General features: G+C 54.5%; 23 protein-coding genes. 17 read left to right on the top strand and 6 right to left on the bottom strand.

Annotated elements, in window-relative coordinates; genetic code table 11:
• The first annotated feature begins 337 nt into the window (after window positions 1-337).
• Window positions 338-1,969: a cobyric acid synthase gene (locus MHH78_RS29845; protein WP_341170408.1), complete on the top strand. Its 1,632-nt coding sequence runs from the start codon at window positions 338-340 to the stop codon at window positions 1,967-1,969.
• A 2-nt stretch (window positions 1,970-1,971) separates the two neighbouring features.
• On the top strand, window positions 1,972-2,298 hold the full coding sequence (locus MHH78_RS29840; RefSeq protein ID WP_036727604.1) for a YnfA family protein: 327 nt from the start codon (window positions 1,972-1,974) through the stop codon (window positions 2,296-2,298).
• Between the two features lie 176 nt (window positions 2,299-2,474).
• Here the strand turns inward: MHH78_RS29840 and MHH78_RS29835 are convergent, their stop codons facing one another.
• Window positions 2,475-4,163, bottom strand: a complete 1,689-nt coding sequence (locus MHH78_RS29835) for a methyl-accepting chemotaxis protein (RefSeq protein ID WP_341169796.1) — start codon at window positions 4,161-4,163, stop codon at window positions 2,475-2,477.
• 302 nt (window positions 4,164-4,465) lie between these two features.
• Here MHH78_RS29835 and MHH78_RS29830 point away from each other — a divergent pair, with 302 nt between their 5' ends.
• The gene (locus MHH78_RS29830; RefSeq protein WP_076081866.1) at window positions 4,466-5,173 is read left to right on the top strand and encodes a queuosine precursor transporter; all 708 of its coding nucleotides are present in this window, start codon (window positions 4,466-4,468) and stop codon (window positions 5,171-5,173) included.
• A 213-nt stretch (window positions 5,174-5,386) separates the two neighbouring features.
• On the opposite strand, the gene MHH78_RS29825 is transcribed toward MHH78_RS29830, so the two are convergent.
• Window positions 5,387-6,481, bottom strand: a complete 1,095-nt coding sequence (locus MHH78_RS29825) for a M24 family metallopeptidase (protein WP_076081865.1) — start codon at window positions 6,479-6,481, stop codon at window positions 5,387-5,389.
• Between the two features lie 175 nt (window positions 6,482-6,656).
• Here MHH78_RS29825 and MHH78_RS29820 point away from each other — a divergent pair, with 175 nt between their 5' ends.
• The 3 genes from MHH78_RS29820 to MHH78_RS29810 all read left to right on the top strand — a co-directional run bounded on the left by MHH78_RS29820 (window position 6,657) and on the right by MHH78_RS29810 (window position 9,462).
• Entirely contained in the window at window positions 6,657-7,862 is a 1,206-nt protein-coding gene (locus MHH78_RS29820) for a PQQ-dependent sugar dehydrogenase (protein WP_341169795.1), read from the top strand.
• A gap of 133 nt (window positions 7,863-7,995) precedes the next feature.
• Entirely contained in the window at window positions 7,996-8,838 is an 843-nt protein-coding gene (locus tag MHH78_RS29815) for an SDR family oxidoreductase (protein ID WP_341169794.1), read from the top strand.
• A 120-nt stretch (window positions 8,839-8,958) separates the two neighbouring features.
• The gene (locus MHH78_RS29810; RefSeq protein WP_341169793.1) at window positions 8,959-9,462 is read left to right on the top strand and encodes a GNAT family N-acetyltransferase; all 504 of its coding nucleotides are present in this window, start codon (window positions 8,959-8,961) and stop codon (window positions 9,460-9,462) included.
• A gap of 19 nt (window positions 9,463-9,481) precedes the next feature.
• On the opposite strand, the gene MHH78_RS29805 is transcribed toward MHH78_RS29810, so the two are convergent.
• On the bottom strand, window positions 9,482-9,835 hold the full coding sequence (locus tag MHH78_RS29805; RefSeq protein ID WP_341169792.1) for a winged helix-turn-helix transcriptional regulator: 354 nt from the start codon (window positions 9,833-9,835) through the stop codon (window positions 9,482-9,484).
• A gap of 91 nt (window positions 9,836-9,926) precedes the next feature.
• Here MHH78_RS29805 and MHH78_RS29800 point away from each other — a divergent pair, with 91 nt between their 5' ends.
• The 3 genes from MHH78_RS29800 (at window position 9,927) to MHH78_RS29790 (ending at window position 13,317) form a co-directional block, all read left to right on the top strand.
• Complete coding sequence (locus MHH78_RS29800; protein WP_341169791.1) at window positions 9,927-10,187, top strand: YqkE family protein; 261 nt, start codon at window positions 9,927-9,929, stop codon at window positions 10,185-10,187.
• A gap of 392 nt (window positions 10,188-10,579) precedes the next feature.
• Entirely contained in the window at window positions 10,580-12,028 is a 1,449-nt protein-coding gene (locus MHH78_RS29795) for an RtcB family protein (protein ID WP_341169790.1), read from the top strand.
• 2 nt (window positions 12,029-12,030) lie between these two features.
• Window positions 12,031-13,317 carry an ATP-binding protein gene (locus tag MHH78_RS29790; protein WP_341169789.1) on the top strand — a complete coding sequence of 429 codons (1,287 nt, stop codon included), beginning with the start codon at window positions 12,031-12,033 and terminating at the stop codon, window positions 13,315-13,317.
• A 464-nt stretch (window positions 13,318-13,781) separates the two neighbouring features.
• Here the strand turns inward: MHH78_RS29790 and MHH78_RS29785 are convergent, their stop codons facing one another.
• A complete protein-coding gene (locus MHH78_RS29785; RefSeq protein ID WP_076086935.1) occupies window positions 13,782-15,104 on the bottom strand; it encodes an IS4 family transposase in 1,323 nt (440 codons plus the stop codon).
• 441 nt (window positions 15,105-15,545) lie between these two features.
• On the opposite strand from MHH78_RS29785, the gene MHH78_RS29780 reads away from it, so the two are divergent.
• The 5 genes from MHH78_RS29780 (at window position 15,546) to MHH78_RS29760 (ending at window position 19,151) form a co-directional block, all read left to right on the top strand.
• The gene (locus MHH78_RS29780; protein ID WP_341169788.1) at window positions 15,546-16,049 is read left to right on the top strand and encodes a sigma-70 family RNA polymerase sigma factor; all 504 of its coding nucleotides are present in this window, start codon (window positions 15,546-15,548) and stop codon (window positions 16,047-16,049) included.
• Window positions 16,042-17,253 carry an anti-sigma factor gene (locus MHH78_RS29775; RefSeq protein WP_341169787.1) on the top strand — a complete coding sequence of 404 codons (1,212 nt, stop codon included), beginning with the start codon at window positions 16,042-16,044 and terminating at the stop codon, window positions 17,251-17,253. The genes MHH78_RS29780 and MHH78_RS29775 overlap by 8 nt, the downstream gene beginning before the upstream one ends.
• Window positions 17,254-17,434: 181 nt before the next feature.
• On the top strand, window positions 17,435-17,941 hold the full coding sequence (locus tag MHH78_RS29770; RefSeq protein WP_341169786.1) for a metallophosphoesterase family protein: 507 nt from the start codon (window positions 17,435-17,437) through the stop codon (window positions 17,939-17,941).
• A gap of 12 nt (window positions 17,942-17,953) precedes the next feature.
• Entirely contained in the window at window positions 17,954-18,415 is a 462-nt protein-coding gene (locus MHH78_RS29765) for a GNAT family N-acetyltransferase (protein WP_341169785.1), read from the top strand.
• Window positions 18,416-18,440: 25 nt separating this feature from the next.
• Window positions 18,441-19,151, top strand: coding sequence for an HAD family hydrolase (locus tag MHH78_RS29760; protein ID WP_341169784.1), 711 nt, complete (start codon window positions 18,441-18,443; stop codon window positions 19,149-19,151).
• Between the two features lie 93 nt (window positions 19,152-19,244).
• On the opposite strand, the gene MHH78_RS29755 is transcribed toward MHH78_RS29760, so the two are convergent.
• Window positions 19,245-20,378 carry an FAD:protein FMN transferase gene (locus tag MHH78_RS29755; RefSeq protein ID WP_341169783.1) on the bottom strand — a complete coding sequence of 378 codons (1,134 nt, stop codon included), beginning with the start codon at window positions 20,376-20,378 and terminating at the stop codon, window positions 19,245-19,247.
• 240 nt (window positions 20,379-20,618) lie between these two features.
• Between MHH78_RS29755 and MHH78_RS29750 the strand changes: the two genes are divergently transcribed.
• Both MHH78_RS29750 and MHH78_RS29745 read left to right on the top strand, forming a co-directional pair.
• Window positions 20,619-21,191, top strand: a complete 573-nt coding sequence (locus MHH78_RS29750; RefSeq protein ID WP_076081854.1) for a TetR/AcrR family transcriptional regulator — start codon at window positions 20,619-20,621, stop codon at window positions 21,189-21,191.
• 201 nt (window positions 21,192-21,392) lie between these two features.
• Entirely contained in the window at window positions 21,393-23,147 is a 1,755-nt protein-coding gene (locus MHH78_RS29745; protein WP_341169782.1) for an SGNH/GDSL hydrolase family protein, read from the top strand.
• A 169-nt stretch (window positions 23,148-23,316) separates the two neighbouring features.
• Here MHH78_RS29745 and MHH78_RS29740 read toward each other — a convergent pair whose 3' ends face one another.
• Window positions 23,317-24,249, bottom strand: coding sequence for a glycosyltransferase family 2 protein (locus tag MHH78_RS29740; RefSeq protein WP_341169781.1), 933 nt, complete (start codon window positions 24,247-24,249; stop codon window positions 23,317-23,319).
• Between the two features lie 256 nt (window positions 24,250-24,505).
• On the opposite strand from MHH78_RS29740, the gene MHH78_RS29735 reads away from it, so the two are divergent.
• Complete coding sequence (locus MHH78_RS29735) at window positions 24,506-25,231, top strand: DsbA family oxidoreductase (RefSeq protein ID WP_076081851.1); 726 nt, start codon at window positions 24,506-24,508, stop codon at window positions 25,229-25,231.
• The last annotated feature ends 225 nt before the right edge of the window (window positions 25,232-25,456 follow it).

Here is a 25,456-nt window from a genome sequence, read left to right as displayed (position 1 = left end):
AGCATACAATTTGCAGTTATGGTGTTTGTGGCTCGAATGTATGCTAAAAACAACATACAATGTGTAGGTGGGGGTGTGCGCCGCCTGGATGTATGCGGAAATCCGAACACAATGTGCTGGCGCTAAGGTAAGGGGCCCGAGGTATACGAAAAACCGAATACATTAGCAGGTGCTGTACCAGTGTTCCTAGTTGCGCCGTCCAGCCCATGTGCACCGCTTCGCCCGGCGCATTAACCGGCCGCGCCAGCCCTACACCTATACGCCGCACCACGCCCGGAGACCAACACCTGCACCGCCGCCAAGCGCCGGGAGCAGCAAGAAAGCGAGGAAGATGAATATGGAAGATACAGCCGCATACACAGGCACAGCCCGGGTAGCGGAAGCCGGACTGCGGCGGCCCGGCGCCGTGCTGATGATCCAGGGGACGGCCTCCGATGTCGGCAAAAGCCTGGTCACCGCCGCCATCGGGCGGATTATGACCCGGGACGGCTACAGGACGGCCCCGTTCAAGTCGCAGAATATGGCGCTGAATTCCTATGTCACAGCGGACGGTAAGGAAATCGGCCGTGCCCAGGGAATGCAGGCGGAAGCCTTCGGTATTACGGCTACCAGCGATATGAATCCGATTCTGCTGAAGCCCTCCGGGGAGATGAGTGCGCAGATTGTCGTGCATGGGGTGCCGCATGCCGCACTCAGCGCGAGGGAATACCGTGAGAAGTTCCTCCCCGAAGCCAAAGGTACCGTAATGGATGCGCTCGGACGGCTGCGGGAGGCCTATGATATTGTGCTGATGGAGGGTGCGGGCAGTCCGGCGGAAATCAATCTTAAGAGCCGGGATATCGTCAATATGAATCTGGCCGGCTGGGCAGATGCGCCTGTGCTGCTGGTCGCCGACATTGACCGGGGCGGGGTCTTCGCCTTCATCGTCGGCACCCTGGAGCTGCTGGAGCCGCATGAACGCGCCCGGGTGAAGGGCTTCATCATCAATAAATTCCGCGGGGATGTCTCCCTGTTACAGCCCGGACTGGACTGGCTGGAGGAGCGTACAGGCATTCCAGTGCTGGGGGTGCTGCCGTTCCTGCCGCAGCTGCGGATTGAGGCAGAGGATTCCGTAGTACTGGATGGAACGTCCGGCCGTCAGCGGGAGGATTCCGCGAAGGAGCTTGATATCGCGGTCATCCGTTATCCGCGGATCTCCAACTTCACCGATTTCGATCCGCTGGAGGAGGAGCCGGATACCGTCTTACGCTACGTGCAGTCGGCAGATGAGCTGGGAACGCCCGATGTAATTATCCTGCCGGGCACGAAGAACACCGCTGCTGACCTGCAATATCTGCGCGAGCAGGGTTTCCCTGCTGCAATCGAGCGTGCGCTGGTGCGGGGAACGCAACAGCTTGCCGGAATCTGCGGCGGGTATCAGATGCTGGGCTTGAAGCTGCTGGATCCCCATGCCGTAGAGAGTGCGGAGCCGGGAGAGAGCGAGGGACTGGGCTATCTGCCGCTCTCGACAGCTTTTCTCCAGTACAAGACCACGGTGCGGGTGAGCGGCGGGCTGGCTGCGGATCATCCCCTGCGGTTAAGCACCATAGCCACTGGTGTAACACCGGAAGCGTTGCCTGTTGCCGGGTATGAGATACATATGGGAACAACCACGAACCACGACCCGTCTTCTGTCCTCAGCCTGTTTACGCTGGCCGGACCGGAAGGACAGGCTGTGCCGGAGGGTTGGGGAACCCGGGACGGCAGAGTCTGGGGCAGCTATCTGCACGGGCTGTTCCATAACGATGCCCTGCGCCGGAGCTGGCTGAACGGACTGCGCAGCGCCAAGGGGCTGGCACCGCTAACGGCGACCTTCTCGGCTGCTGCACTTCGTGAGCAGGAATTCGACCGACTGGCAGATGCCGTAGCGTCCCATTTGAATATGGCTGCGGTATATGCAATCATGGGTCTGCCTGGAGGGGGAGAATAGCCATGCTGCTTGCAGTGCTGCTGTTTGTTGTAGCTGGTCTCGCTGAGATCGGCGGCGGATACCTCGTCTGGCTCTGGCTGCGGGAATCGCGCCCGTTATGGTATGGATTAGCAGGTTCGGTTATCCTGATCGCCTATGGTATAATCCCGACCCTGCAGAAGTTTCCTTCGTTTGGCCGGGTATACGCCGCTTATGGCGGAGTATTCATCGTGCTGGCTGTACTGTGGGGCTGGCTGGTGGACCGCAAGACGCCGGATCTCTACGACTGGATCGGGGCCGGCATCTGTGTCATCGGGGTATCCGTAATTTTATGGGCGCCAAGGCACTGAGCAACAACCTTCACTTTTCCAAAAAAAAGCAGTTCCAAAGGCCGCATCGCCTCGGGAACTGCTTTTTATACTTTTTGAGACACCTAGTCAAGCAGCAGCTCCAGAGGTAGCAGGATTCCAGGCTATCCAGCAGTTCCACGCTCCTTCTATCTCCACGTAACTGTTGTCTCAGCTCCTCAAATCTTAAACTGCTGAGCGGCCTTCTGCAGCTTCACGGCCTGCTGGTAGAGGTGCTCGACAGTTAGGGCGTGGCCCTCCAGTTCTTCATGCTGGCGTGCAGAGTTGTCGGCAAGCGTGTCTGCGTTCTGCTGCGACTTGGCGGTAATCTGTGCCGTTTCTTCTACAGAGGCACTGACTTCCTCGGTACCTGCTGAGATCTGCTGGGTTGCGGCAGAGACGGACTGGATGCTGTGATTGATGCTCTGAATGAGGATCAGCAGGTGGTTGAAGGCGTTGCCTGCTTCGACCACCTTATTCACTCCGGAAGCCACTTCAGCGTTGACATGGTTCATTTCGGATACGGACTGGTTCATATCCTCCTGCAGACTCAGCAGGAATTCACGGATCTGCTCATTGGATTCCTTGGACTGCTCGGACAGCTTACGCACTTCCCCGGCCACCACAGCGAATCCGCGGCCATGCTCCCCGGCACGGGCAGCCTCAATGGAAGCATTCAGCGACAGCATCTGAATCTGCTTGGTAATCTCGGTAATCCCCTGCACGACTTCACCGATCATCAGCGAGCGTTCGTTCATCAAGCGGAACTGCTCCAGCGACTGTTCGGAGGCCTGCTCTACCTGGCGCATCTGCTCCACTGCACTCTGGGCAATATCATTGCCGCTCTGGGCTTCGGTGGACGCCTCGCTGATCTGCTCGGTGACCTCACCGGCGGCGGAGGCAATATGCTGGATGCCCATATTGATCTCATCCATGGCGCGGGAGTTATCCATCGCGCTGCTGGCAATCATGGTACTGCCCTTGCCGATCTCTTCCACAGAGGCCGCTGAATGTTCAGCCATCTCATTAAGGATCTGGACACGCGTCTTCAGATCATTGGAATCGGCCACTACTGTCCCGGAGGTATCCAGCACATGTCCGATCATCTCCTTCAGGCGCTCACTCATGATGCGGAAGCTCTCGGAGAGCTGTCCGACTTCATCGGTACCCTTAAGCGTGAGCGCTTCGGTGAAGTCGCCGCCCGCCAGCTTGTTGCTGTAGGCTGCAAGCTTGGAGATCGGACGGGTGATTCTGCGGCTCATGAAGCCAGCGGCAGTGACGCCTACCACCAGCGCCAGCAGGGTAATTCCTGCGCTTGTCCACAGGATGCTGCTCATTTTGTCTTGGACGAAGTCCATATCTGCGCTTGCGGCTACAATCATGGTCGTTCCGGGAACGCCGACATAGGCACTTTTATGTATACCGTGGCTATCACTATAGATTTCACTAAGCCCTGTCTTTCCTTTGGAGGCTTGCTCCATGGCAGGTGATACTTCTATCGCTTCATCCGGTTTGAGCTTGGCGCCGTGATCTGCAGTCAGGACAGTGGCCTGGCCATCCTTCAGATTGATGAGGAAAAGGGTATCCACATCCAGCTTTTTACGCTTGTCCTCCAGATAGAATTCGACATTGGTCCTGGCCTGCTCGTTCTTGTTCAGGGTCTGCTGCGCACTGGTAGCATTCAGGTTCTTATAGGTATCCTGGGCGGCGGCAGTCAGAGACTTGTCGATCTGCGGAATGACATAGCTGTTAATGGTGCCGATAGATATAATGTAGAAGCTGATACTCAACGTAAGAGAAGTGAGTAGCAGAACGACGAACAGCAACAGCGTAAACTTGCGACTAATTGATTTTTTGAAGCCAAACATGGCATTCGCTCCTTTTTACGTGAAATGCATCTTAATCTCATTATTCTATAGAATTAACCTCCGGTTGAATAGTGAAAATTTGCAATAAACTGCATTATTTTCAGAAATAACTGAATATTTAATGACTCTATCACCATTTCGCCAAAAAGATGCAAAGAAATGCCGTTTTTCTGAAAATTTAAAATTTCATAGCATGTTAGCTTTGTATGTGATAGAGTAGTAATGTTTTGTTTTCATGACTACTGCGATCCGCGGTTCGTAACCATCCCGCGTAACCAAAACTAGGAGGAATACCAGGCATTATGTTTAATTTGTTGTGGGGCGTTTGTTTTGTTGTCGTTAATTTTGGTTTTTTTCTGCTGTGCTACCGCTTATTCGGTAAAAAGGGGCTCTACGCCTGGGTCGGCATGGCGACAGTAGTCGCTAATATCCAGGTCGCCAAGACCATTGCGATGCCGTTCGATATCGTGATGACGCTGGGCAATACGATGTATGTCACGCTCTATATGACCAGTGACCTGCTCAATGAGCGGTACGGCCGGGCTGAAGCGCGGAGCGCTGTGTGGTTCGGCTTCTTCACGCTGCTGATGACGACCGTCATTATGCAGATGGTGCTGGTGTTCAAGCCGCAGGAGACGGACATTGCCCAATCCGCGCTGCAGACGATATTCGGCCTGATGCCGAGACTGGCGCTGGGCAGTCTGACCGCTTATTTTATCAGCCAGTTCCTGGATGTACGGCTCTACGCCTGGATTCGAAAATATTACGGCAGCTCTAAGCAGCTATGGATTCGCTCGAACGGCAGCACGATGATCAGCTCCTTTGTCGATACGCTGATCTTCTGTACGATTGCTTTTGCCGGAACCTATGACATGAAGGTGTGGACCGAGATTCTGCTGACCACCTACCTGTCCAAGTTCATTCTCACGGCCGCCGGCACGCCGGTGCTCTATCTGGGCCGTTCCTTCAAATTTGCCGAAGAAGAGCAGAAGCCTGTTAGCCGGGACTAAGCCTCCCGACAAGTGGAAACGGCATTGCTGTCCTTTTTAAGGACGGTACCGTTTCGGCGAGAAATAGAAGGAAAATTTGTAGGGGAAACCTATAAATTCTTATATTTTTATAAAGCCCCAGCCCCCGAAGATCCGGGAGCTGGGGCTTTTGTGTGCCGTGATGTATAGTGGGCTCGCGCGCTAAGTTTGAGGCTTCCTGAACGCTCAGCAGAATTACAGGTTAAGTACTGTCCATTCTTTGGGGAAGCGGGTCAGCGTCTGTGGACCTTCGGCGGTGACCAGCACATCGTCCTCAATGCGGACACCGCCGAGACCCGGCACATAAATTCCCGGCTCTACGGTGAAGACGTTGCCGTTCTGGATGATATCCGTATTCAGCCCGTGCAGCGAAGGATATTCATGGGTGTCCATGCCCAGCCCGTGTCCGACACGGTGCATGAAGTACTCCCCGTAACCTGCGGCTTCAATCACATCACGTGCCGCCTTGTCGACAGAACCGAAGGACGCTCCGGCCACGGAGGCGGCAATGCCCGCTTCATTGGCAGCAAGCACAGCATTGTATATATCACGCAGTCTGCTGTCCACTTCGCCTACCGCGAAGGTGCGGGTAATATCGGAAGCGTAGCCTCCGGCATACACACCGAGGTCGAACATAAGCAGATCGCCCGGCTGAATAAGGCGTTCGCCCGGTACGCCGTGTGGGAGGGCCGTTTTCGGACCGGACAGCACCATCGTGTCGAAGGAGGGGCCGGAGGCACCGGTTTTTTTCATCAGATACTCCAGCTCCGCTACCAGTTCAATCTCGCTGACTCCGGCTTTGACATGCGCCAGACCCTGACGGAGAACTTCCTCCACCAGCTCGGCGGCATGCTGCATGATGCGCACTTCCTCCGGGGTCTTGACCGCGCGCATCGCCCGTAGCAGATGGCCGATATCCTGGTAGGAACCGGCGGCGACCGCTTCTGTGAGGAGTTCATACCGGCTGACGGAGAAGTGTTCCTTCTCGATGCCGATGCTGCCCGGACTAACACTGCCGAAGCGTGACTTCAGCAGAGCGTACGGGTTGTCCGTGTCGCTGTGTGTCAGAATCGTCTTCACCGAGGAGGCGGCATGCGCGGCTTCGGCGTCCAGCGCCGGAACGATCAGCACCGGGTTCTCGCCCCGGATCAGCAGCAGGCCCAGAAAACGTTCATGCGGGTTGCTGGCAAAGCCCGTCAAATAGTACACATGCTTGGGATCGGTTACGAGCAGGGCATCCAGCTTACCGGCTGCCATGTCCTGCTCCAGTTGTTGCAGAGCTGCATTCATTTCATTAGTTCCCCTTTCGTCTACACGCTTGAACAGCAATGTTCCTATTATAATTCATACAAATGGATGCTGCACCTCCTGTTATCGCTGCAGCCTCAGTCGTTTGAGGAAGAGAAGCACAGGGTAATAGTTGCCACAATCAGGATCTGATAACACCTGAAGGAGGTTAAGGAATATGACTGGAGCCAAAATAAGGCTGCTCTCCCGTAACTGTCTGCTGCGTGTAACACTGGTCTTGCTGATGACGTTGCTGTCAGCCTGCACTTCCGCTGCAAAGGAGGATAAGCTAGAGGAGAATGGAGCAGAAGGCAGTCCGCAGGTTAATGCGCAGCCTGACGAAGCTCCGGGTGCATCCCCGGACTTTCCCTATACTGCCCAGACGCTGGCCAGCGGGCTGGAGGTTCCCTGGGAGATGGCATTTGCACCGGACGGACGGATTTTTATTACGGAGCGTACCGGCAGCCTGCGTGTCATGGAGAACGGCAAGCTGCGCGATGCTCCGCTGCTGAAGCTCTCTGATTCTTTTGTCGGCAAGGGAGAAGGCGGGCTCTTGGGCCTCGCGCTTGATGCTGATTTTGAGCAGAACGGACGGGCTTATGTCTATCACACCTACCGTACCGTAGAGGGCGGGACGGCGAACCGGGTGCTGCGGATCGTAGTTGGAAGCAGCACAGCTGAGATCGACCGCGTCCTGTTGGATAACATACCGGGCGATACGAATCATAACGGCGGACGGATCAAGATCGGGCCGGACGGGAATTTGTACATCACCACAGGTGACCGCTATGAACCGGAGCTGGCGCAGGACAAGAATAGTCTGGGCGGCAAAATCCTGCGGATTATGCCTAGCGGCTCTATCCCCGAAGACAACCCGTGGCCCGGATCGCCGGTCTACAGCATGGGCCACCGCAATGCCCAGGGGCTGGCCTGGCAGCCGGAGAGCGGGGCACTCTACAGCTCCGAGCATGGCCAGTCCAGTCACGATGAGCTGAACCTCATCAAGGCCGGAGCCAATTATGGCTGGCCGCTGATCGAAGGCGATGAGACCGAAGACGGCCAGCCCAAGCTTGTGACTCCGCTGGTTCACAGCGGGAAGGAGACCTGGGCTCCGTCAGGAATGACCTTCATTACGCAAGGACCCTGGGCCGGTGAGCTGCTGGTTGCCAATCTGGCGGGACAGCAGCTCCTAAGGGTATCGCTGCCGCCTGCGGGCGGAACGCCTTCAATGACCAGCCTGTTCAAGGAAAAGTACGGGCGAATCCGTAATGTGGCGGAAGGGCCGGATGGTACCCTGTACCTTATGACCAACAACCGCGACGGCAGAGGCGGCCCGCAGGCGCAGGATGATCGGCTGATTGCGCTCCGGCCGGACTGGAAGTGAAGAATTGGCGGGTCTTTGACTATGTTAACCCTCGGAAATGATGTAACATGAGCTTATCGCATATACTCGGATATGGAGTAAGGTTAGGCCGGTGCTTGAGCTGTACCGGCCGGCGAGGAAGGGGAGGATGTCCATGCAAGGCAAAACCGTGCTGGTCACCGGTGCAAACTCCGGGATGGGGCTGGCTACAACCGTGGAAATGGCCCGCAGGGGAGCAACTGTCATTATGGCCTGCCGCAGCCTTAAGCGGGGGGAAGAGGCTCTTGCCGAAGCGGTGCGGCAGAGCGGCTCCAGCCAGATCCGGCTGATGCTGTGCGATCTTGCTTCCTTCGATAGCATTCGCGCTTTTGCCGGGGAGTTCACTGCCGAATATCCTGTGTTGGATGTTCTGATCAATAATGCAGGGGTAGTCGCGCTGAAGCGTGAGCTGACAGCAGACGGCTTCGAGCTGGATCTGGGCGTGAATCATCTGGGGCACTTCCTGCTGACCCGCTTGCTGCTGGATAATCTCAAGGCTGCTGAACAGGGCCGGATTGTGGTTGTAGCTTCAGGAGCATATAAGCTTGGCAAGCTGTATCTGGAGGATCATACATTATCCCGCGGCTTCAATCCGGCGAAGGCGTATGCCCGCTCCAAGCTGGCGAATATTCTGTTCACCCGTGAGCTGGCTTCACGTCTGAAGGATACCCGGGTTACTGTGAATTGTCTGCATCCGGGCGCGGTGGGGACGAGTATCGGGGTGAACCGGGAGACCGGCTTCGGGCGCGGAGTGCTGAAGCTGCTGTCCCGCTTCTTCCTGACGCCTGAGCAGGGGGCGGATACGGCCATCCTGCTGGCGACTGCGCCGGAGCTGGACGGGGTAAGCGGGCAATATTATTACCGCCGCAAGATCAAGGAACTGACGCCACGGGCGGAGGATGCTGAAGCGGCCGCACGATTATGGAAATGGAGTCTGGAGCAGACCGGGCTTGAATAATGCTGTTTCAGTGAGGTTGCTTCAGCTTTACTGAAACTGTAGAACTGCTGCGTAATAAGACCGGCTTGGAGTATAATCACTGTAACGGATGTTTATACCACAACTAGGGGGATACTTTGGATGGATTGGCAGGCTTACAGCATAGAGGATGCAGTAATTGAGGATTTGGAAGCGATTGTGGAGATTTATAATTCGACGATTGCCGGAAGAGTGGTGACTGCGGATCTTGAACCGGTAAGCGTAGAGGAGCGGGTAGGGTGGTTCCATGAGCATAACAGCCATCACCGGCCGCTGTGGGTACTGAGACAGGGGGGCGAGATCGCCGCCTGGTTCAGCTTCCAGTCGTTCTACGGACGCCCGGCTTACAATGGAACAGCAGAGATTAGTGTCTATGTAAATGAGAAATTCCGTGGCAGCGGTGCGGGAAGCATTCTGCTGGCCAAGGCGGTGGAGGAATGTCCGCGCCTTGGGCTGCAGAATCTGGTGGGGTTCGTCTTCGGCCATAATGAGCCCAGCCTCGCCCTGCTGCGGAAGTTCGAATTCAAAGAATGGGGTCTTTTGCCGGGAGTCGCGGTGCTTGACGGCATCCCGCGCGATCTGGTCATCATCGGCCGCAAGCTGTAAATATATAAATCGACAGGCGTTATTGAGGTTGCGTAGGAGCGCTGAAGGCGGAACGGCATTCCTCTTCCGTAATCCATGATTCCGACCAGACCTGGAGATCGCGGATGACGGATTCCAGCGCCCGGCCTTTGCCTGTAAGCGAATACTGGATGCGGACGGGGGTCTCAGGGAATACCTCGCGCAGCACGATGCCTTCCTGCTCCAGCTCCTTCAGCCGTTCCGACAGCAGCCGGCCGCTGACAGGCAGCGAGGACTCGATTTCCCCGAAGCGCTGGGGGCCCTGCAAAAGCTGATAGATGATTAAGCCCGTCCAGCGTCTGCCGATAATATCCATGCTTTTTTGTAATCTTGGACATAAATCTGTGGATTTCATTAGGCTCACCTCTTACTGTACATTATAAACGAAAAGCCCTGTGCCTAAAACAAATTTGAACGAAAAGCACGGCTTGAAAGGATGATTTCTCTTGGCTAAAAAGAAGAAAAATACCCCGGCTCCGCGTCCTGCGCAGGCGGATGCTCCCGCAACCCTTAAAGATATGCTCAGCCGCGAGGTGCTGGATAAGCTGAAGGCGCAGTCCGATGCGCTGAAGGCAGAAGAACGTGACAAGAAGGAGGCTGTCCTAAAGGCAGCCGAGGATAAGCGCAAGGCGGAGCAGAAGCGGCTGGAGAATGATTTCGGCCATCTGCTGGAGAACAGCAATCAGGACTGGTCCAAATTTAAGTAAAATAGTTTTTTACCAGAATAAGGGTTGACAATCTGCTGCAAGGCCATATATTATTGGGTTTATCATTTAGAGAAGGGAGGCTGATGGATCATGATTGGAACAAATGAACGGAACAGACAGCAGGATCACATGACAACCGCATATGTACGATCTGATCTCATCGCCTTCGTCCGGAAGACATAATGCGCAGGGTATTGCTGCTGATGTCTGAACTGAATACGGGTGTGCTTTGAACGGGTGCAAGCTTCAACGGGAAGCTGCACTTAGCGCGCCGGGAGCCGCATGATCAGAACTGGTCTGCGGCTCTTTTTTGTGTACCTGGAAACTCGAAATTCACTGAACCCCTATGGAACCAAACCAGAAACCCAACCTGAGAGGAAATGAAAATAGATATGAATAGCATGAAGCAACAAGCGGAAGAGATGTCCCGCTATAAGCATGAGGTGGCCCTTCCGGGCGGCGACCTCAAAATCTACGCCAGTGAGCAATTATTCGGCACGCTGGATTACAAGGTCTTGGAGATGGCTAATAACAATCTTCAGATACCAAATATCGAATATATGAGCTATACCCCGGATGTACATGTAGGCGTCGGAACCTGTATCGGCACTACGGCTGTATGGGATGCCGAATCAGGCTATGTGTCGCCGTCCATTGTGGGCAGCGACATCGGCTGCGGAATGCGTGTGCATCTGACCAACCTGCACGTGGATGATCTGCGCGAAGTGAAGCTGCGCCGCAAGCTGGTCCGCGCGATTGAGAAATATCTGCCGATGGAGGCTCAACAGCGCGGCCACTACAGTGATATCCGGCTGGAGAATATCGTACGCAAGGGACTGCACGGTCTGCCCAACAAGTATATCCCGGACAGCTACACACCGAAGAAATCAAGTGCGCTTTCCCACGTGGAGATCAGCAAGCTGGGCTTCGACGAAGAGATTCTGAATGAGCTGCCGGACATGGCCTGGCACCGGGGCCACCGCCAGCTCGGAACTCTTGGCGGCGGCAATCATTTCGTGGAGATTCAGGCGATTGAGATCGCGGAGGAGCAGCGGGAGGTGGCGGAAGCCTGGGGGCTTCAGGACGGGCAGATTGCTGTCATGATCCACTCCGGCTCACGGGCCTGGGGCGGCATGGTCAATCAATTCTGCACCCCGGCCTTCGCCAAGGTCATGGGCCAGCTGGGACTCGGAAGCGCCGATCCGCGCCTGATCTATGCGCCTCTGGCGCATCCGCAGGCTCAGCGTTACGTCAATCTGATGTATTCGGCACTGAACTATGCGGTCGTGAACCGCCATTTAATTGCTTATGGGGTCCGCGAGGGCTTCCGTGACGTCTTCGGCCCGAAGTGCGAATTGCGCACTCTCTACGATCTGATGCACAATTATGCCTGGGAAGAGAAGACTTCCGCAGGCAGCAAGTTCGTCCACCGCAAAGGAGCCACCCGCGCTCTGCCTGCGGAGCATGCGGATAATCCGCGCCCTTATGCGGGGACCGGACATCCGGCGCTGATTCCCGGCTCGATGGGTACGGCCTCTTATATCATGGTCGGCCAGCCCGGAGGGGAAGAGAATTATTATTCCATCTGCCATGGTGCAGGACGTATCCGCTCCCGCTCGGCCACGAAGCGGCTGGTGAGTGTCCAGGAATTCTCCCGGTCGATGAAGGTGGGAACGGAAGACGAGATTGTCGTGAACCAGCATTCCCTGGAATCTATCATTGACGAATCCCCCCAAGCCTATAAGAATGTAGATGAGATCATAGAAAGCGTTACGGGCGCCGGCCTGGCTGCCGTGGTGGCCAAATGCAAGCCGCTCGCAGCGATAAAGGGGACGAAATAAGGATGGAGCAGGAGAACAAGAAACCGGCTGTAATCTATGAATATGATGAAGAGAGAGCCGGCATTATCAAAGGCTACGATGTGTATGCCCGCCTGGTGGACGGTATCCTTGAAGCCCTCTACACCCGCTACGGTGTCCGTTACGAGCTGTATGCCAGCGATGATCCCAACAGTGAATACTGGAAGCTGCTGGAGAACGATGTGCAGAGCGGGAATGCCGGGGTGGAGCATGTGGCGCGGATTTTTGACCGCCTGGAGGACCGGACCTTCGTGTTCGATGATGAGAAGGAGCAGCCGGAGTACCATATCCATCTGTCGGTCCGCAATAATGTGCTCGCTTATCCGGCGATGGGCATTGCGCTGGCGCGGGTCCCGGTGTTTCAGGAGAACGGGATTAACTTTCAGGATTATGTATTTGCCGCATCGGATCAGCAATTGCAGTTCTTCCTTGGCAATGTACGCAAGCGTCAGCGGGAGCAGAATATTAACAAGGTGACAGTGTTCACCGACCGGCGCAACGGAATTTCCCGGGAGGATGAGCCGATTACGCGTGCGGTTAGGCGTGAAGAGGTGATTTTGGACGCCGGTATCAAAAAAGAGATCTACCGCTCGCTCGACCAGTTCTTCGACAGCGACCGCAGCTTCTATGTGACCTATGATATCCCGTACAAGCGGGGGATTCTGCTCTACGGGCATCCGGGCAACGGCAAGACCACCCTGGTCAAATCCATTGCCGGAAGCGTGCCGGGACCGGTGCTCTATTGGCAGATTACGGAGTATACGAGCAGCGAATCGGTGAATGAGGTGTTCGAGGCTGCGGCCCGGCTGGCGCCGATGGTGCTTGTGATCGAGGACATCGACTCCATGCCGCAGGAGGTGCGCTCTTTCTTCCTGAACACGCTGGACGGGGCCACCTCCAAGGAGGGAATCTTCCTGATCGGCACGACCAATTACCCTGATAAAATCGACCCGGGTCTCATGAACCGCGCCGGGCGCTTCGACCGGGCCTACGAGATCAAGATGCCAAGCGAAGCGCTGCGCCTTGAATATCTGCAGCTGCGCGGCTTCTCCGCCTTCGCAGGTGAGGAAGGCACGGCCACCGCTTCGCGTCTGACCGGGGATTTCTCCCTGACCCAGCTCGGCGAGCTGTATGTCAGTGCCGCACTGGAATGGCATGAGAACGGCACGGCAGATGTGGAGCTTCTGGTGCGCGGCATGCGCGGCGAGCTGGACAAGGGGCGCAAACGGGAATGGATGAAGGATGCTTCGGCCAGCATCGGTTTTTATTGAATAAAATACGTGGAGAGCAGGCTGCCAGCGCGAATGAGGCTGGGGAATGAATCGCCAGAGTTAGCATACAGGGGGCCGGGAGGCTCCCTTTGTGCTGAATTTGAGCTCCTCCGCCGTTGCTGGCTGCTAGCCTTCGGTGTTTACAAATTAGAGGTTTCGGGGTCATCTGGGGAGTTATGCGGACACAGAGGACGTTATTTGGCGAAAAAGACGGCTTTTCTGCTCGTATCGGACTCAGGAGCTCCTATATTGTATTGTGGAGCGTAAACAGAGGCCGGAGAGGGGGCTTAACGGCCAATGTCATTAAGATAAGTTCAAAGATAAGTTTGGAATTAATAAAGAGAATCCAAAACGGTATGGGGAAACGTCCTATGCCGTTTGTTTTTGGTGTAAGGAAGGAAAAAAGCGCATAGCAAACAAAGCGGATGGAAGATCCACTTAAAAAAATGTTCATGCGAACCGAATTATGCTACTCTGTAGACGAAGCTAATGGCGGATTTGCTACGTATTCTGCGTGTATTCCTTTGCCCAGGACGGGTGAGACGAATCGGCAAAATATTTTTGCGAATCAAAGCTTCCACATCAGGCGGGGGTCCATCGCCCTTGGAGCGCAGGAAATGTCTACAGACGTGAACGGCCACCGTGAAGTTGACTTGGTAGAGGTGCCGTTTATCCTTTTGGGAAATGACTACGTGCGAGGTAATCATTTCAGCGAAATTGTAGAGGATCATTCTTGCGAAGATCTCTTGGGTAATGGACTCTTGCTTCTTTGCGTGAAAATGGGTCAGACCGATGGTGTATTTTAAGGCCCGGAAAGAGGTCTCAATCCCCCATCGCAGGTGATACAGTTCCCGGAGTTCATCCGGTGAGAATTCAGCAGCCGGTAGATTGGTAATGACGGTTTCATAATCGCCACTGGGCAGGAGGAAACGAACCACCCGAAAGGAAATCGGGTAAAACAGGTTCTTTTGCATGTCCAGAAAATCAAAGCTAGAGGTGGCCGGAAGAATTTTATAGATTTCGGGGTGATCCCTGAACGCTTTCGTTCGTTTTTTAGTCAGCGTCAGGTGAATCTCCTGATCAAACGCCCCTTCAAAGGTCAAGTGCAAGCCCGAAAGAATGCCATTCGAATGCAAATCCTTGACCCGTATGACGTACTTCCATCCTTTCCGTTCCAGATGCGCGAACGTATTGTAGCTTTCCAATCCTCGATCCGCCAACACAATGACGTTCCCCTGAATAGGGGACCGATCCACCATCGTGGACAGCGCCCTTCCTTCGTTGCGCAGCTTTCGAGGTTGAAGGATGGCGTCCACGTAAAGCCGGTTACAGAGGTCATAAGCAGCGTTCAAGTGCAGAAGGTTAAAGCCTTTCGAGTGGGGCTGACTTTGAGAATAGGTCAACGGGTCCGCAGGATCTGTTGCAATATGCAGATCGGAACCGTCAATGGCCAATAATCGATAGCCTCGATAATCCTTGAATTCCGTATGGGACGCGGTAAAGGTGTGAAACAAAGATTCGACCGCAGACGGCAAAATTTTATTTCTTTGCTGAACAAAAGCAGAAGAAGTTGCGGTGTTAACGTCATAGCCCTGCGATTCCAACAGTTCCTTATAGAGGCTGTTGCCGCCCATAAAGATCAGGGTTTGCATAACCATTTCAAAGGGTAGTTTTTTCGTTCGGGTAAAATCCTTTCCCGGGTTTCTGACGTAAGGCGCGGGGGCAGCCGCCATCTCACGGATGAGAGATGTCAGTCTGTCTTTCAGCGAATTTGCATAAGCATTCATTGGCGTAACCTCCTCGTTTTTTCAAGGGGCTTCGCCACACGTTTTCTACGGATTGTCAAGATTTTTTTTGTGCAAAAAAAGAGCAGGCTATCTTTTCGATAACCTGCCTTTTTTTCTTGTTTTTGGCTCTATATCTTAACTTAATGACATTGGCTTAACGGCATCTGAGTCCGCCAGGCGTGCGAAATGCTGTGTTCCGGCCAAATAAGGGATCTCCAGTCCGCAACGGGAGTGGCGGGGTTCGCTCCCCTGCACACGCCCCCCGAACATCGCGCCCCCTGCACGTCGCCCCCTGCACCATCGCATCTCGGCCCATTGCACCCCACCGCCCTCCGGGGAAGAAGGGCTTTGCTTGCGAACAAAATGGATGATTTCAGGAAATTTCGTACAGAGGTGTAACTTTTCGCATTCTCATACGTGGATGGAGTAAGGGGGGAGGAGATGGAGCCAAATTCGCTGGATGAACTATATGAACATTATGTTGACGACATCTACCGCTATCTGCGCTCCCTCTGCCAGGACCATCATGCGGCTGAAGATTTGATGCAGGATACCTTTTACCGGGCGTATCTGTATCTGGAGGATTGCCGGGAGGAACGGGTTAAGCCGTGGCTGTTCCGGGTGGCGTATAATGCATTCGTGGATTATAAGCGCAAGGAGAAGCGGAGTGTGGCGAAGGAAGGCGCTTATTTCAGCAGCCTGCCCCACCCGGAGACAACGGAGGGCACTCTGCTGAAGCAGGAACGCTGGGAGGAAGCGGCCAGGGCGCTTAGCCTGTTGCCGGAGGGTCAGCGCCATGCCCTGCTGCTGCACGATGTGCACGGTCTGAGCTATAAGGAAGCCGCTGGCATTATGGAGGTGGGCTTGTCCCAATACAAGATACTCGTATTCCGCGCCAGGCAGAAGCTGCGTGAAGCGGATCGGAGGAGGAATGAGCATGAGTGAGGAATTCAAAGAGAAGCTGCGCCAATACAGCGAGGGTACCCTTCCGGAGGAAGAGCGTGAGGAGCTGGAGAGTGAGCTGGCGAAGCTTGAAGCGTATCAGTTGTATCTGGAGGAACAGATGGAGCAGGAGGAGCAGGACGGGCAGGTCACCAGGAGTTGGACCAAGACGGACCCGCAAGGAAGCGCAGCACCAGTGTTCAAGAAGGCGAAAAAGAAGCGAAGAGAGAAGTCCATTATTCGCCGGGGCAAATGGAAGGCGCGGATCAACAACACGTTAACTGTATTTTCGGTGTTTTTGATCTTTACGGTCATCAGCGGCATCATTACAACAGTCTTCTACAACACCAGCGACCGCATCGATACCTATCGTGATGTGGTGTCATCAGCGATTGCTGTTACCCGTCCTAACACCACGGTGCATCTGTCAGCGGATGTTCATAATTTTTACCGGATGGAATTATCCGGGAATGTGCTTAAGCAGGTGGGTAGCGAGAGTATTCAGGTCGGTAATTATACACAGAAATTCCTTCTGGGACTGGCCAATATTGGAATGTTTAATTGGATGGATGAGCAGAACGGGGCTGGAAAAGTGTTTTACTATCCGTCTGCGGAGGGCAATGCCGGGGGAGGAGATGACAACAGTCAATGGAAGAGGCTCACGAAGCTTCCTGAAGGTACGGTTGCCGAGGCGTATTTGTCACTGGACCGTCTGTATACAACTGATGAGCTGCTCAAGCAGCTGGAGCCGCTGAGTCTTCAGCCGGTCTGGTTTGGAGCAGATGCCGGACCTTCAACGAGGGAGAACGATGTGGTAGTATATCCGCTTGGCTTCCCCTATCAGCCTATGTGGCACAAGGACGATATGAAGACAACTCAAGTCACCAAGGAAAAAACAGGCTGGTTCAGCTCGGTCTCCTCCTACACTAGCGTAGCTCCTTCCGTTGAAGCGTACGGGAGCGGCGTGCTGCGGGATGCGAACTTCCTCAAGACGCTTAAGCTGCTGCTGGAGCATCCAAGGCTTACCCGTTCAGCGGCACACATCAATCAACTCGACACCTCAGTGGCTTATCTGGAGCAGAACGGCGTGAAGCTCTACGGAGCCGTTGTCACCGGACCGGTCAAGGAGCTGCTGAAGCTGCGCGAAGCTTCGTGGGTAAGCCACCTCCAGGTAGGGGAAGTACGGCTTTGGAACTGGACGGAGTGAGGATCACTATATATGAAAATGGCTAAAGGATCAGATCGCGGTGACCTGCAGCTTCAATTTGCATTCCCTCTTCAGGGCATCGTACAATGATAGAACGTAAACTTGGATTTGAACATAAAAATGGCTGGGAATCGCAGTTTACCGCGCTTCTTAGCCATTTTGAATGAGGAGGAGAATGCAGATGAAGATTGGAGTGGTATCGGATACACATCTCTCAAGCCGGGCCAAGGGGCTGCCGTCCGTGCTTATGAAGGAATTTCGCCAGGTGGATATCATTCTGCATTTGGGAGACTGGGTGTCGCCGGAGATTTACGATATGCTCGCCGAGCTTGCTCCGGTAGAGGGGATTGCCGGGAACAACGATGGCTATGAGATTATTGAGCGCTTCGGCGAGAGCAAGATCCTTACGCTTGAAGGCTTGCGCATCGGAATGATTCATGGACACGCTCCGTATTCCCGCAAGGGTACGGACGGTAATGCGCTGCTCGCTTTTGAAGGCCAGGACGTAGATTGCATCCTCTTCGGGCATTCCCATCAGCCGCTTATGCGCCGGGAGAACGGGATTCTGCTGTTCAACCCCGGATCGCCCACGGACAAGCGGCGGGAGAAGCAATATTCCTTCGGCCTGATGGATATTGAGGATGGTAAGATTACCGCCCGTCATGTCTTTTATGATTCCAGGGAATAAGGGGGATTACCTTTGTTGAATTATCGTTTTGAACGGGCAGGTCTTGAGGATGTGGAGGAGCTTGTACCGCTGTTCGATGAATACCGCAGCTTCTACGGCCAGCAGCCGGACAGGGAAGCCGCCAGGGAATTCCTGCAGGCAAGACTGGAGAACGGAGAGTCTGTTGTCTTCATGGCTGTTGCCGGTGAAGGTGAAGACAGGCGGATATATGGGATAGCGCAGCTGTATCCCTCATTCTCTTCCATTACGGTTCAGCCGGTGTGGATACTGAATGATCTGTTTGTGACGCAGGAGCAGCGGGGACAGGGACTGGGCTCACTGCTGCTTGAAGGCGTGAAGGGATTCGCGCAGGGGACAGGCGCCAAGGGTTTGACGCTATCCACCATGACAACCAATACCGGTGCACAGCGTCTATACGAAGCTCAGGGTTATGAGCGGGACGAGAGCTTTTTCACTTATCATTTATATTTCTGAAGATATAGTTAGGAGAGTTATAGTGGTGGAGACAAGCAGTAAGCTGGCTGTATTTTTTGATCTGGATGATACACTATATGACCACCTGGTCCCCTTCAGGGAAGCTGTACGTGAGGTGCTGGCCCCTGAGGAGGACAAGCTGGATTATGCGGAGCTGTTCTACACGGTAAGGCATCACAGCGACTTGCTGTGGCCGAAGTATCTGCGCGGGGAGATGGAGCTGGAGGAGACGCGGGTACTGCGGCTGGAGCTGGCTTTTGCCGAATATGGGTTGCCGCTCAACCGGGAGCAGGCGGTGCAGATACAGGCCTCCTATATTGCCCGCCAGTACACGATTGAGATGATTGAAGGCGTAGCGGAGCAACTGCAGCGCTTCATTAGCCAGGGTCATCCGGTAGGCATTATCACCAACGGCCCGCAGGAGCACCAGATGGGCAAGCTGCGCGGGCTGGGCATTGACCGGATCATTCCCCCAGAGATGATTTTCATCTCGGATGCCGTCGGCCTGGCCAAGCCGGACCCGGCGATCTTCGCTCATGTCAACCGGGTGACGGGTACGACACCGGAGAACAGCCTTTATGTGGGCGACACCTGGGCCAATGATGTGGTCGGCGCGCTTACGGCAGGCTGGAAGGTATGCTGGTATAATCCGCGCGGGCGGAAGCCGGGTACGGACCATACGCCGAGCTATATTTTCACGAATTATAAGGAGTTCAGCGAGCTGCCGCTGGTATGATATTCATACAGAAAAGGTGCCCTCCGTGAGTGGAAGGCACCTTTTTGTGTATTTTACCCAGAAGCTACTTCACCACATCAGCACCAAGCTCCGTTAATTAGCGAAGCTATAAGTCGAATCGGTCAGATTCAGCCGTTTCTTCAGCTCAGAGGTGGCATAGATCTTGTTGTCGTCTGTAATGAAGAAGGCCTCCACCTTCTCCGGCAGCGCTTCGAGATATTTCATGCCTTCTTCCAGGCCCATGAGGAACACACCGGTGGAAAGAGCGTCCGCGTCTGTCGCGTTGGGGCTCATGATGGTGATACTCTTCAGCCCGTTCTGGGAAGGAAAGCCTGTACGCGGATCGAGGATATGGTGGTAACGCACTCCGTCCTGCATGAAGAAGCGCTCATATACCCCGGACGCGTCAACCACCTCATCGGCAACCTTAATGGTTCCGAGCTGGCTTCCGCGGCTCTGATCGGGGTCCTGCAGGCCGATATTCCATGGAGAACCATTTGGCTTGTTGCCAAGGGCGATAATGCTGCTGCCGCCGAGATTGATCATCGCGCTGTTCAGGCCCTGAGCCTTAAGATAGTCGGCGATCCGGTCAGCCGCATAGCCTTTGCCGATTCCGCCCATGTCCAGCACCATGCCTTCTTTGGCCAGCTTGACCGTCTTCGCAGCCTCATCAACAATCACATCCTTGTAATTGACCAGACTCCGGGCCTTGTCGATCGCCGCCTGGTCAGGCACATGCTCCCCGCCTTCGCCGATCGCCCATAGATCCACAAGCGGGCCAACCGTCGGATCATACAGCCCGTCCATTTCCTCAGCATATTTGAGGGAGAGCTTCACGATATCCAGCGTTTCATCAGACACAGCAACGGCTTCTTTGCCGGCGGCTTGATTCACCGCGTACAATTCCCCGTTCGTCTTGGTGCGGCTGAACTCGATATCCATCCGTTCCAGCATAGCCTGAATGTCGTCCATATTCTTCTGTTCCACCGTATCGCCGAACACCTTGATATTCACAACCGTATCATAAATATAAAACGTCTGCTCCAGGGACTTCGTATCGCCGTCTTTGGAGGCAGTAGCGCCAGGGGTTCCGGTAGCAGCAGGGCTGTCTTCACTCTTGTTACCCATTGTAAGCCAGATTACCACAGCCGCAGCGATAACAACGACTAGAGCGGCCAGAATTACAACGGTTTTTTTGTTCTTAGATGTTTTTTTGATTTCAGACATATTCCACCATCCATACAATTAGTTTCGTGGTTGCATCTTTACTATCATACCCCAGAAAGAACGGCAATGGATACTCATTTGGTGACATTTTGTGCAGAAGAGCGGCTTGCGGAGTGCCGAATCCGGTGATATTTTGATGAAAATATTGTCTTCTTCCCGGTGGCGTGGTAAATTGGGTGGTAATTAATGACCGGAAATAAATTCTAGTCAATTTGTATTCTAGAGAATGGAGTGTTACCCATGTCCATTGACCGTAAAGCATTAATCCTGCAGGCAGCCACCCTGTCCTTTGTTCAATTTGGTTATAAGGCTACGACTATGGATCAGGTATCCAGAATTGCCAATGTGGGCAAAGGCACGATCTATACCTTTTTCAAAACCAAGGAAGAACTGTTCGAGGAAATTCTGGACAAGGCCACCTCTGAATTAACATCGGTGATGAGCCGTGTGGCTGCGCAGCAAACTTCCTTCGTACATAAGCTGCTTAATCTGCTGGATTCCATTCTGGAATTCCGCCTGGACCATGAGCTGTTCGTGAAGCTGGCCCAGGAGGTCCGGGACATCGGTACGGCCCAGGCGCTCGAAGGCGTGAAGCGGATGGAGGGCTATGCGCTGGACTTCCTGCAGCAGCAGATTGAGGAGGCCATCGGGAGCGGAGAAGTGAAGCCTTGCGATGCCAGTGTGGCGGCGTTTATGATTCTGCGGATGTATCTGGCTCTAACCACGGAATGGAACAAATCCCATGAGCCGCTGGATCAGGACAAGATCAAAGAGCATATGATTCTGTTCATCTCCACCGGAATACTGCAATAGAGGCAAACTAGCGAATTGTTGTAATAACTAAACAGAGCTTCAGATTGTACGTTGAGCTGTTCCGGCACCCCGGGCTATAATGAAAGCGTTAATGAAGACGATTATGGCGCAGCTGAAGTCTAGAGCTGGCATGGCGGCGGGGTACTGCTGTCCTGTTCCAGATGGATGAGAGCGCCTTCAGACAAAGTGAGGCTGATGGTTATGGAAGAGTATAACAGCGGTATCGGGCTTGGCGGGCAGGAGGGTCCGGCGGCACCCCAAGATCCAGTGGAGCGCCGTAACGGCTTCTTCGTCATGTTCGAGACGGCGATTGAGGCAACCGCCCGGGCGGAGGGCAAGCCCTCGCAGGAGGTCTATCTGGAAGGCAATTATCTGATCGATAAGGCCAAATACATAGGCGGGGTTACGGATGAGCAGATGCTGGCGATGCTTAGAGACTGGACTGGCTTCCGCAAGCTGGTGCACAGCATTGGAGTGTCCGTGAAGACGGCGGAAGAAGGGGGAGCAGTCACTTTTCTTATGCAGAATTGGGGCAGAACCAGCAAGTATGAGACCGGCACGCAGCTGCGGGTCCCCTGCCCGGGCGATGGAACGGAAATCCTAGTGAAGCTGGAAGAGCACGAGTGGTCTGAGGAGGATGTGGCTCCTGGCAAATACGCCTTTGAATTCAGTAAGGAGGGGGAACTGGCGACAGCGAGCATCGTTCTCTACCTGAATGACGGGTACACGGCGCCTGAGCTGACAGCGGAACCTTCCGTAGACTTCGAGTCGTCTGCTTACCGCGCGATGATTGCGAAGTCTCTGCTATATGCGGGCAATAACCGGCGGCTGAAGCGGGCTATGGACAAGGCTGCAAGCGGAGAGGATGTGACGATTGCTTATATTGGCGGGTCCATCACACAGGGGGCCGGAGCTAAGCCCATTCATACGGAATGCTATGCCTATCAGTCGTACTTGAGATTTAAGGAGCTATTCGGCAAGGAGGGTGGAGAGAATATTCATTTCATCAAGGCCGGGGTTGGCGGGACGCCCTCTGAGCTTGGGATGATCCGTTATGAGCGGGATGTGCTGAGGGATGGTGCAGCCGCTCCCGACATCGTAGTGGTGGAATTTGCCGTGAATGATGAAGGGGACGAGACGAAGGGCAACTGCTTCGAGAGTCTTTGTCTCAAAATCCTGTCTGCGCCGAACCAGCCTGCCGTCATTCTGCTGTTCAGTGTCTTCGTGAATGACTGGAACCTGCAGGACCGCCTCTCCCCGGTAGGCAGACGCTATAATCTCCCGATGGTCAGTGTCAAAGATGCAGTAACAGAGCAGTTCCGGCTGAGCAAGGCCGAAGGAAATATCATCTCCAAACGGCAATTCTTCTACGATATCTATCACCCCACGAATGACGGGCACCGCGTAATGGCGGACTCCCTGGGCTACCTTTTCGCCGAGACCGCCCGGATGGGATTGGATGAAAAGGAGCAGGATATGCTGGCGGGACCGCCTGAGCTCGGCAATGATTTTGCCCATGTCCGGCTGCTGGACCGTATAAGTGATCTGGGCAGCGCAGGTACTGCGATTGCTATTGAAGCAGGCGGCTTCCACGGTACGGATGAGGAGCTGCAGCAGGTGGAGCTGGATGCCAATCCGTTCGGCACTCCGCAATTCCCGCATAACTGGATGCACACGGCTGCGTCCGGTGAGGATCGCTTCAGGCTGACAATCACCAGTAAGAATCTTATCCTGGTCTTCAAGGATTCTGGCAGCCCGGATGTAGGCAAGGCGGAGGTCTATGTTGACGGCAAGCTGGTTCTGACGGCAGATCCGCATGTGAATAGCTGGACGCACTGCAACGCTGTGATTCTATACAACAATGAGCAGAGCGAGGAGCATGTGGTGGAGATCCGGATGGCGCCGGAGGATCAGGACAAGAGCTTCACGATCCTGGGCTTTGGCTATACGGCTTAAGAATAATATAAGGGTGCCACAGAGGCCGCATTGAAGCAGCCGCCTGTGGCACCTTTTTTAATGTACTGACCAGAAGCTGTATGAACCGGATGTATGGGGCACAGGGCCCCCAGCATCCTTAAACTGCTTGGTTCTGTGCGCACTAGCAGTTCTTCGCGGAATGCCGTACCTAATCCAGCATGAATTCCCTGTATTTATTCTTGCGGGGATTAAGCACGAACAGAATGCCGCTGGTGTAGCCTGAGACGGCATTGAAGTTCCGCTTGAGCGTAGACTTGACGGCGAGGTAAGACAAGGTCCAGAGCAGAGCTGCATAATTCTTCACGGGTGCTTTGCGCAGATTCAGCAGATAATAATGGTTGACTGCGGTCGCCCGGGCGACCCGGCCTGCCTTGTCGCGAGAGCTGGGCGATTCATGATGCATGATTTTCAGCTCCGGGTTAATCACCAGCTTGCCGTATCTGCTCGCCAGATGGCACATATAGATATCGTCCGCCACCGCGTAGCTAGTCATCCAGGGGTACGGCTTCATGTCCTGCAGCGCCGAGCTGCGGAAGGACATGTTGCAGCCATGGAAGAAATCCGTCTCAAAAATATTCTCCGTCTCCCCCCACAAAAGAAGAGACCCAGCCAGTGTGCTTGCCGACAGTCTGCCTGGCGAAGCCGACATTTGGCAGGTCAGCCGGCCAAGCAGCTTGCCTGATTTACTGCTGGAGAGACCCTTGGCGATTCCGCCGACTCCGACAATGGACGGATCTGAGGCGTAGGTGTCGAGCAACCGGCGGATATAGAGCGGATCGTCCAGCTCCGCATCGTCATCGAAGCTGAGCAGAATCTCACCGTCGATGAGCCCGAGGGCCTCATAGCGGGAGAGCCAGACGCCGGGCTTGGTTTTGCGGTAATAACGCAGGCTGGCATCCGGAAGACGCCCGAGCACCTCACGGAAATAATCCAGCACCCGTTCTTCGATCTCACCGTCGTCCACGATCAGCAGTTCGATGGAGACATTCTCCAGCCCGGTCTGGGCACCGATGGATTCAATGCAGAGGGTCAGATCGCTGATCCGGTTACGCGTGGGAATGACTATAGACAGGTCATGCATGCCGCTGACTCCTTTCGGGACGCCATAGACCGTCCGCTTTGAATTAGAGATGTTGCTCTAATTTTACCTGCCCGGCCGGGCGTACGTATATACCTCTTTCGTTTACTTTTCTCAAGGAAGCCAGCAGGGAAGAGAGTGTACGGGACATTCAATGGGAGAGGCCGTTCAGAAAGTTTGTTTGTAATTTTCGGTTTTTAACTATATAATAGTAAGTAAATTGCAATACCAATAACATTACCATTCAGGAGGAATTCCCATGAGAATAGATATATGGTCTGATTATGCCTGCCCGTTCTGTTATATCGGCAAAAGACGGCTGGAGCACGCGCTGAGCCAATTCCCCGGCCGTGACCAAGTGGAGGTCGTGTTCCGCAGCTTCCAGCTGGATCCGAATGCACGCACCGATGAGACGAGAGATATCCATGAGCTGCTGGCCGGCAAATACGGCATGACCCGTGACAAGGCCAAGGAGATGAACGCACAGCTGGCCGAGCAGGCGCAGGGTGTAGGTCTGGAGTTCAATTTCGATACGATTCAGTCCACGAATACCTTTGACGCTCACCGCTTGAGCCACTATGCCGCTACTCAGGGCAAGGCTCCGCAGATGACCGAACGGCTGCTGCGTGCTTATTTCACCGATTCACTGAATGTGGGTGACCATAAAGTGCTGGCTGAGCTGGCTGCGGAGGCCGGACTGGATCAGGCTGAAGTGGCTGCAGTGCTCGACAGTGAGGCTTACGGCGATCGGGTCCAGGCTGACATTGAAGCTGCCCGGCAGCTGAACATCACCGGCGTTCCGTTCTTCGTCTTCAATAATAAGTACGCCGTATCCGGTGCGCAGCCGGGTCCGGTCTTTACTGAAGTGCTGGACACGGTATGGGCGGAGGAACAGAAGGGTCCAGAGCTTCAGGTGGTCGGCCAGCCGAAGTCCGGGGCTGCACCGTCTGCTGACGGCTGCGATGACGGTTCTTGCAGCATCTGATTACGATCAGTGGCAGGTTTGAGATAAGCGTTGCAGCAAGCTGTGCCTGGACGGGACGTACGATTCATTCTGGTTACGGACTATAGTTCCGCTATTTGCGCCAAAAGGCCATTTGGAGCGGCGTGCCGGACTCAGAAGACGCTATGCAGAGGTTTTTGAAGCGAAATTGCAGGATATTCGGCACTTAAGCGCACTGGAGTCCGTAACGCTGCCGTAAAAGATGAT

The sequence above is a fragment of the Paenibacillus sp. FSL H3-0333 genome (assembly GCF_038002805.1).
Classification (GTDB): domain Bacteria; phylum Bacillota; class Bacilli; order Paenibacillales; family Paenibacillaceae; genus Paenibacillus_AQ; species Paenibacillus_AQ silagei.
This window is presented reverse-complemented; position numbering and strand designations above follow the sequence as displayed.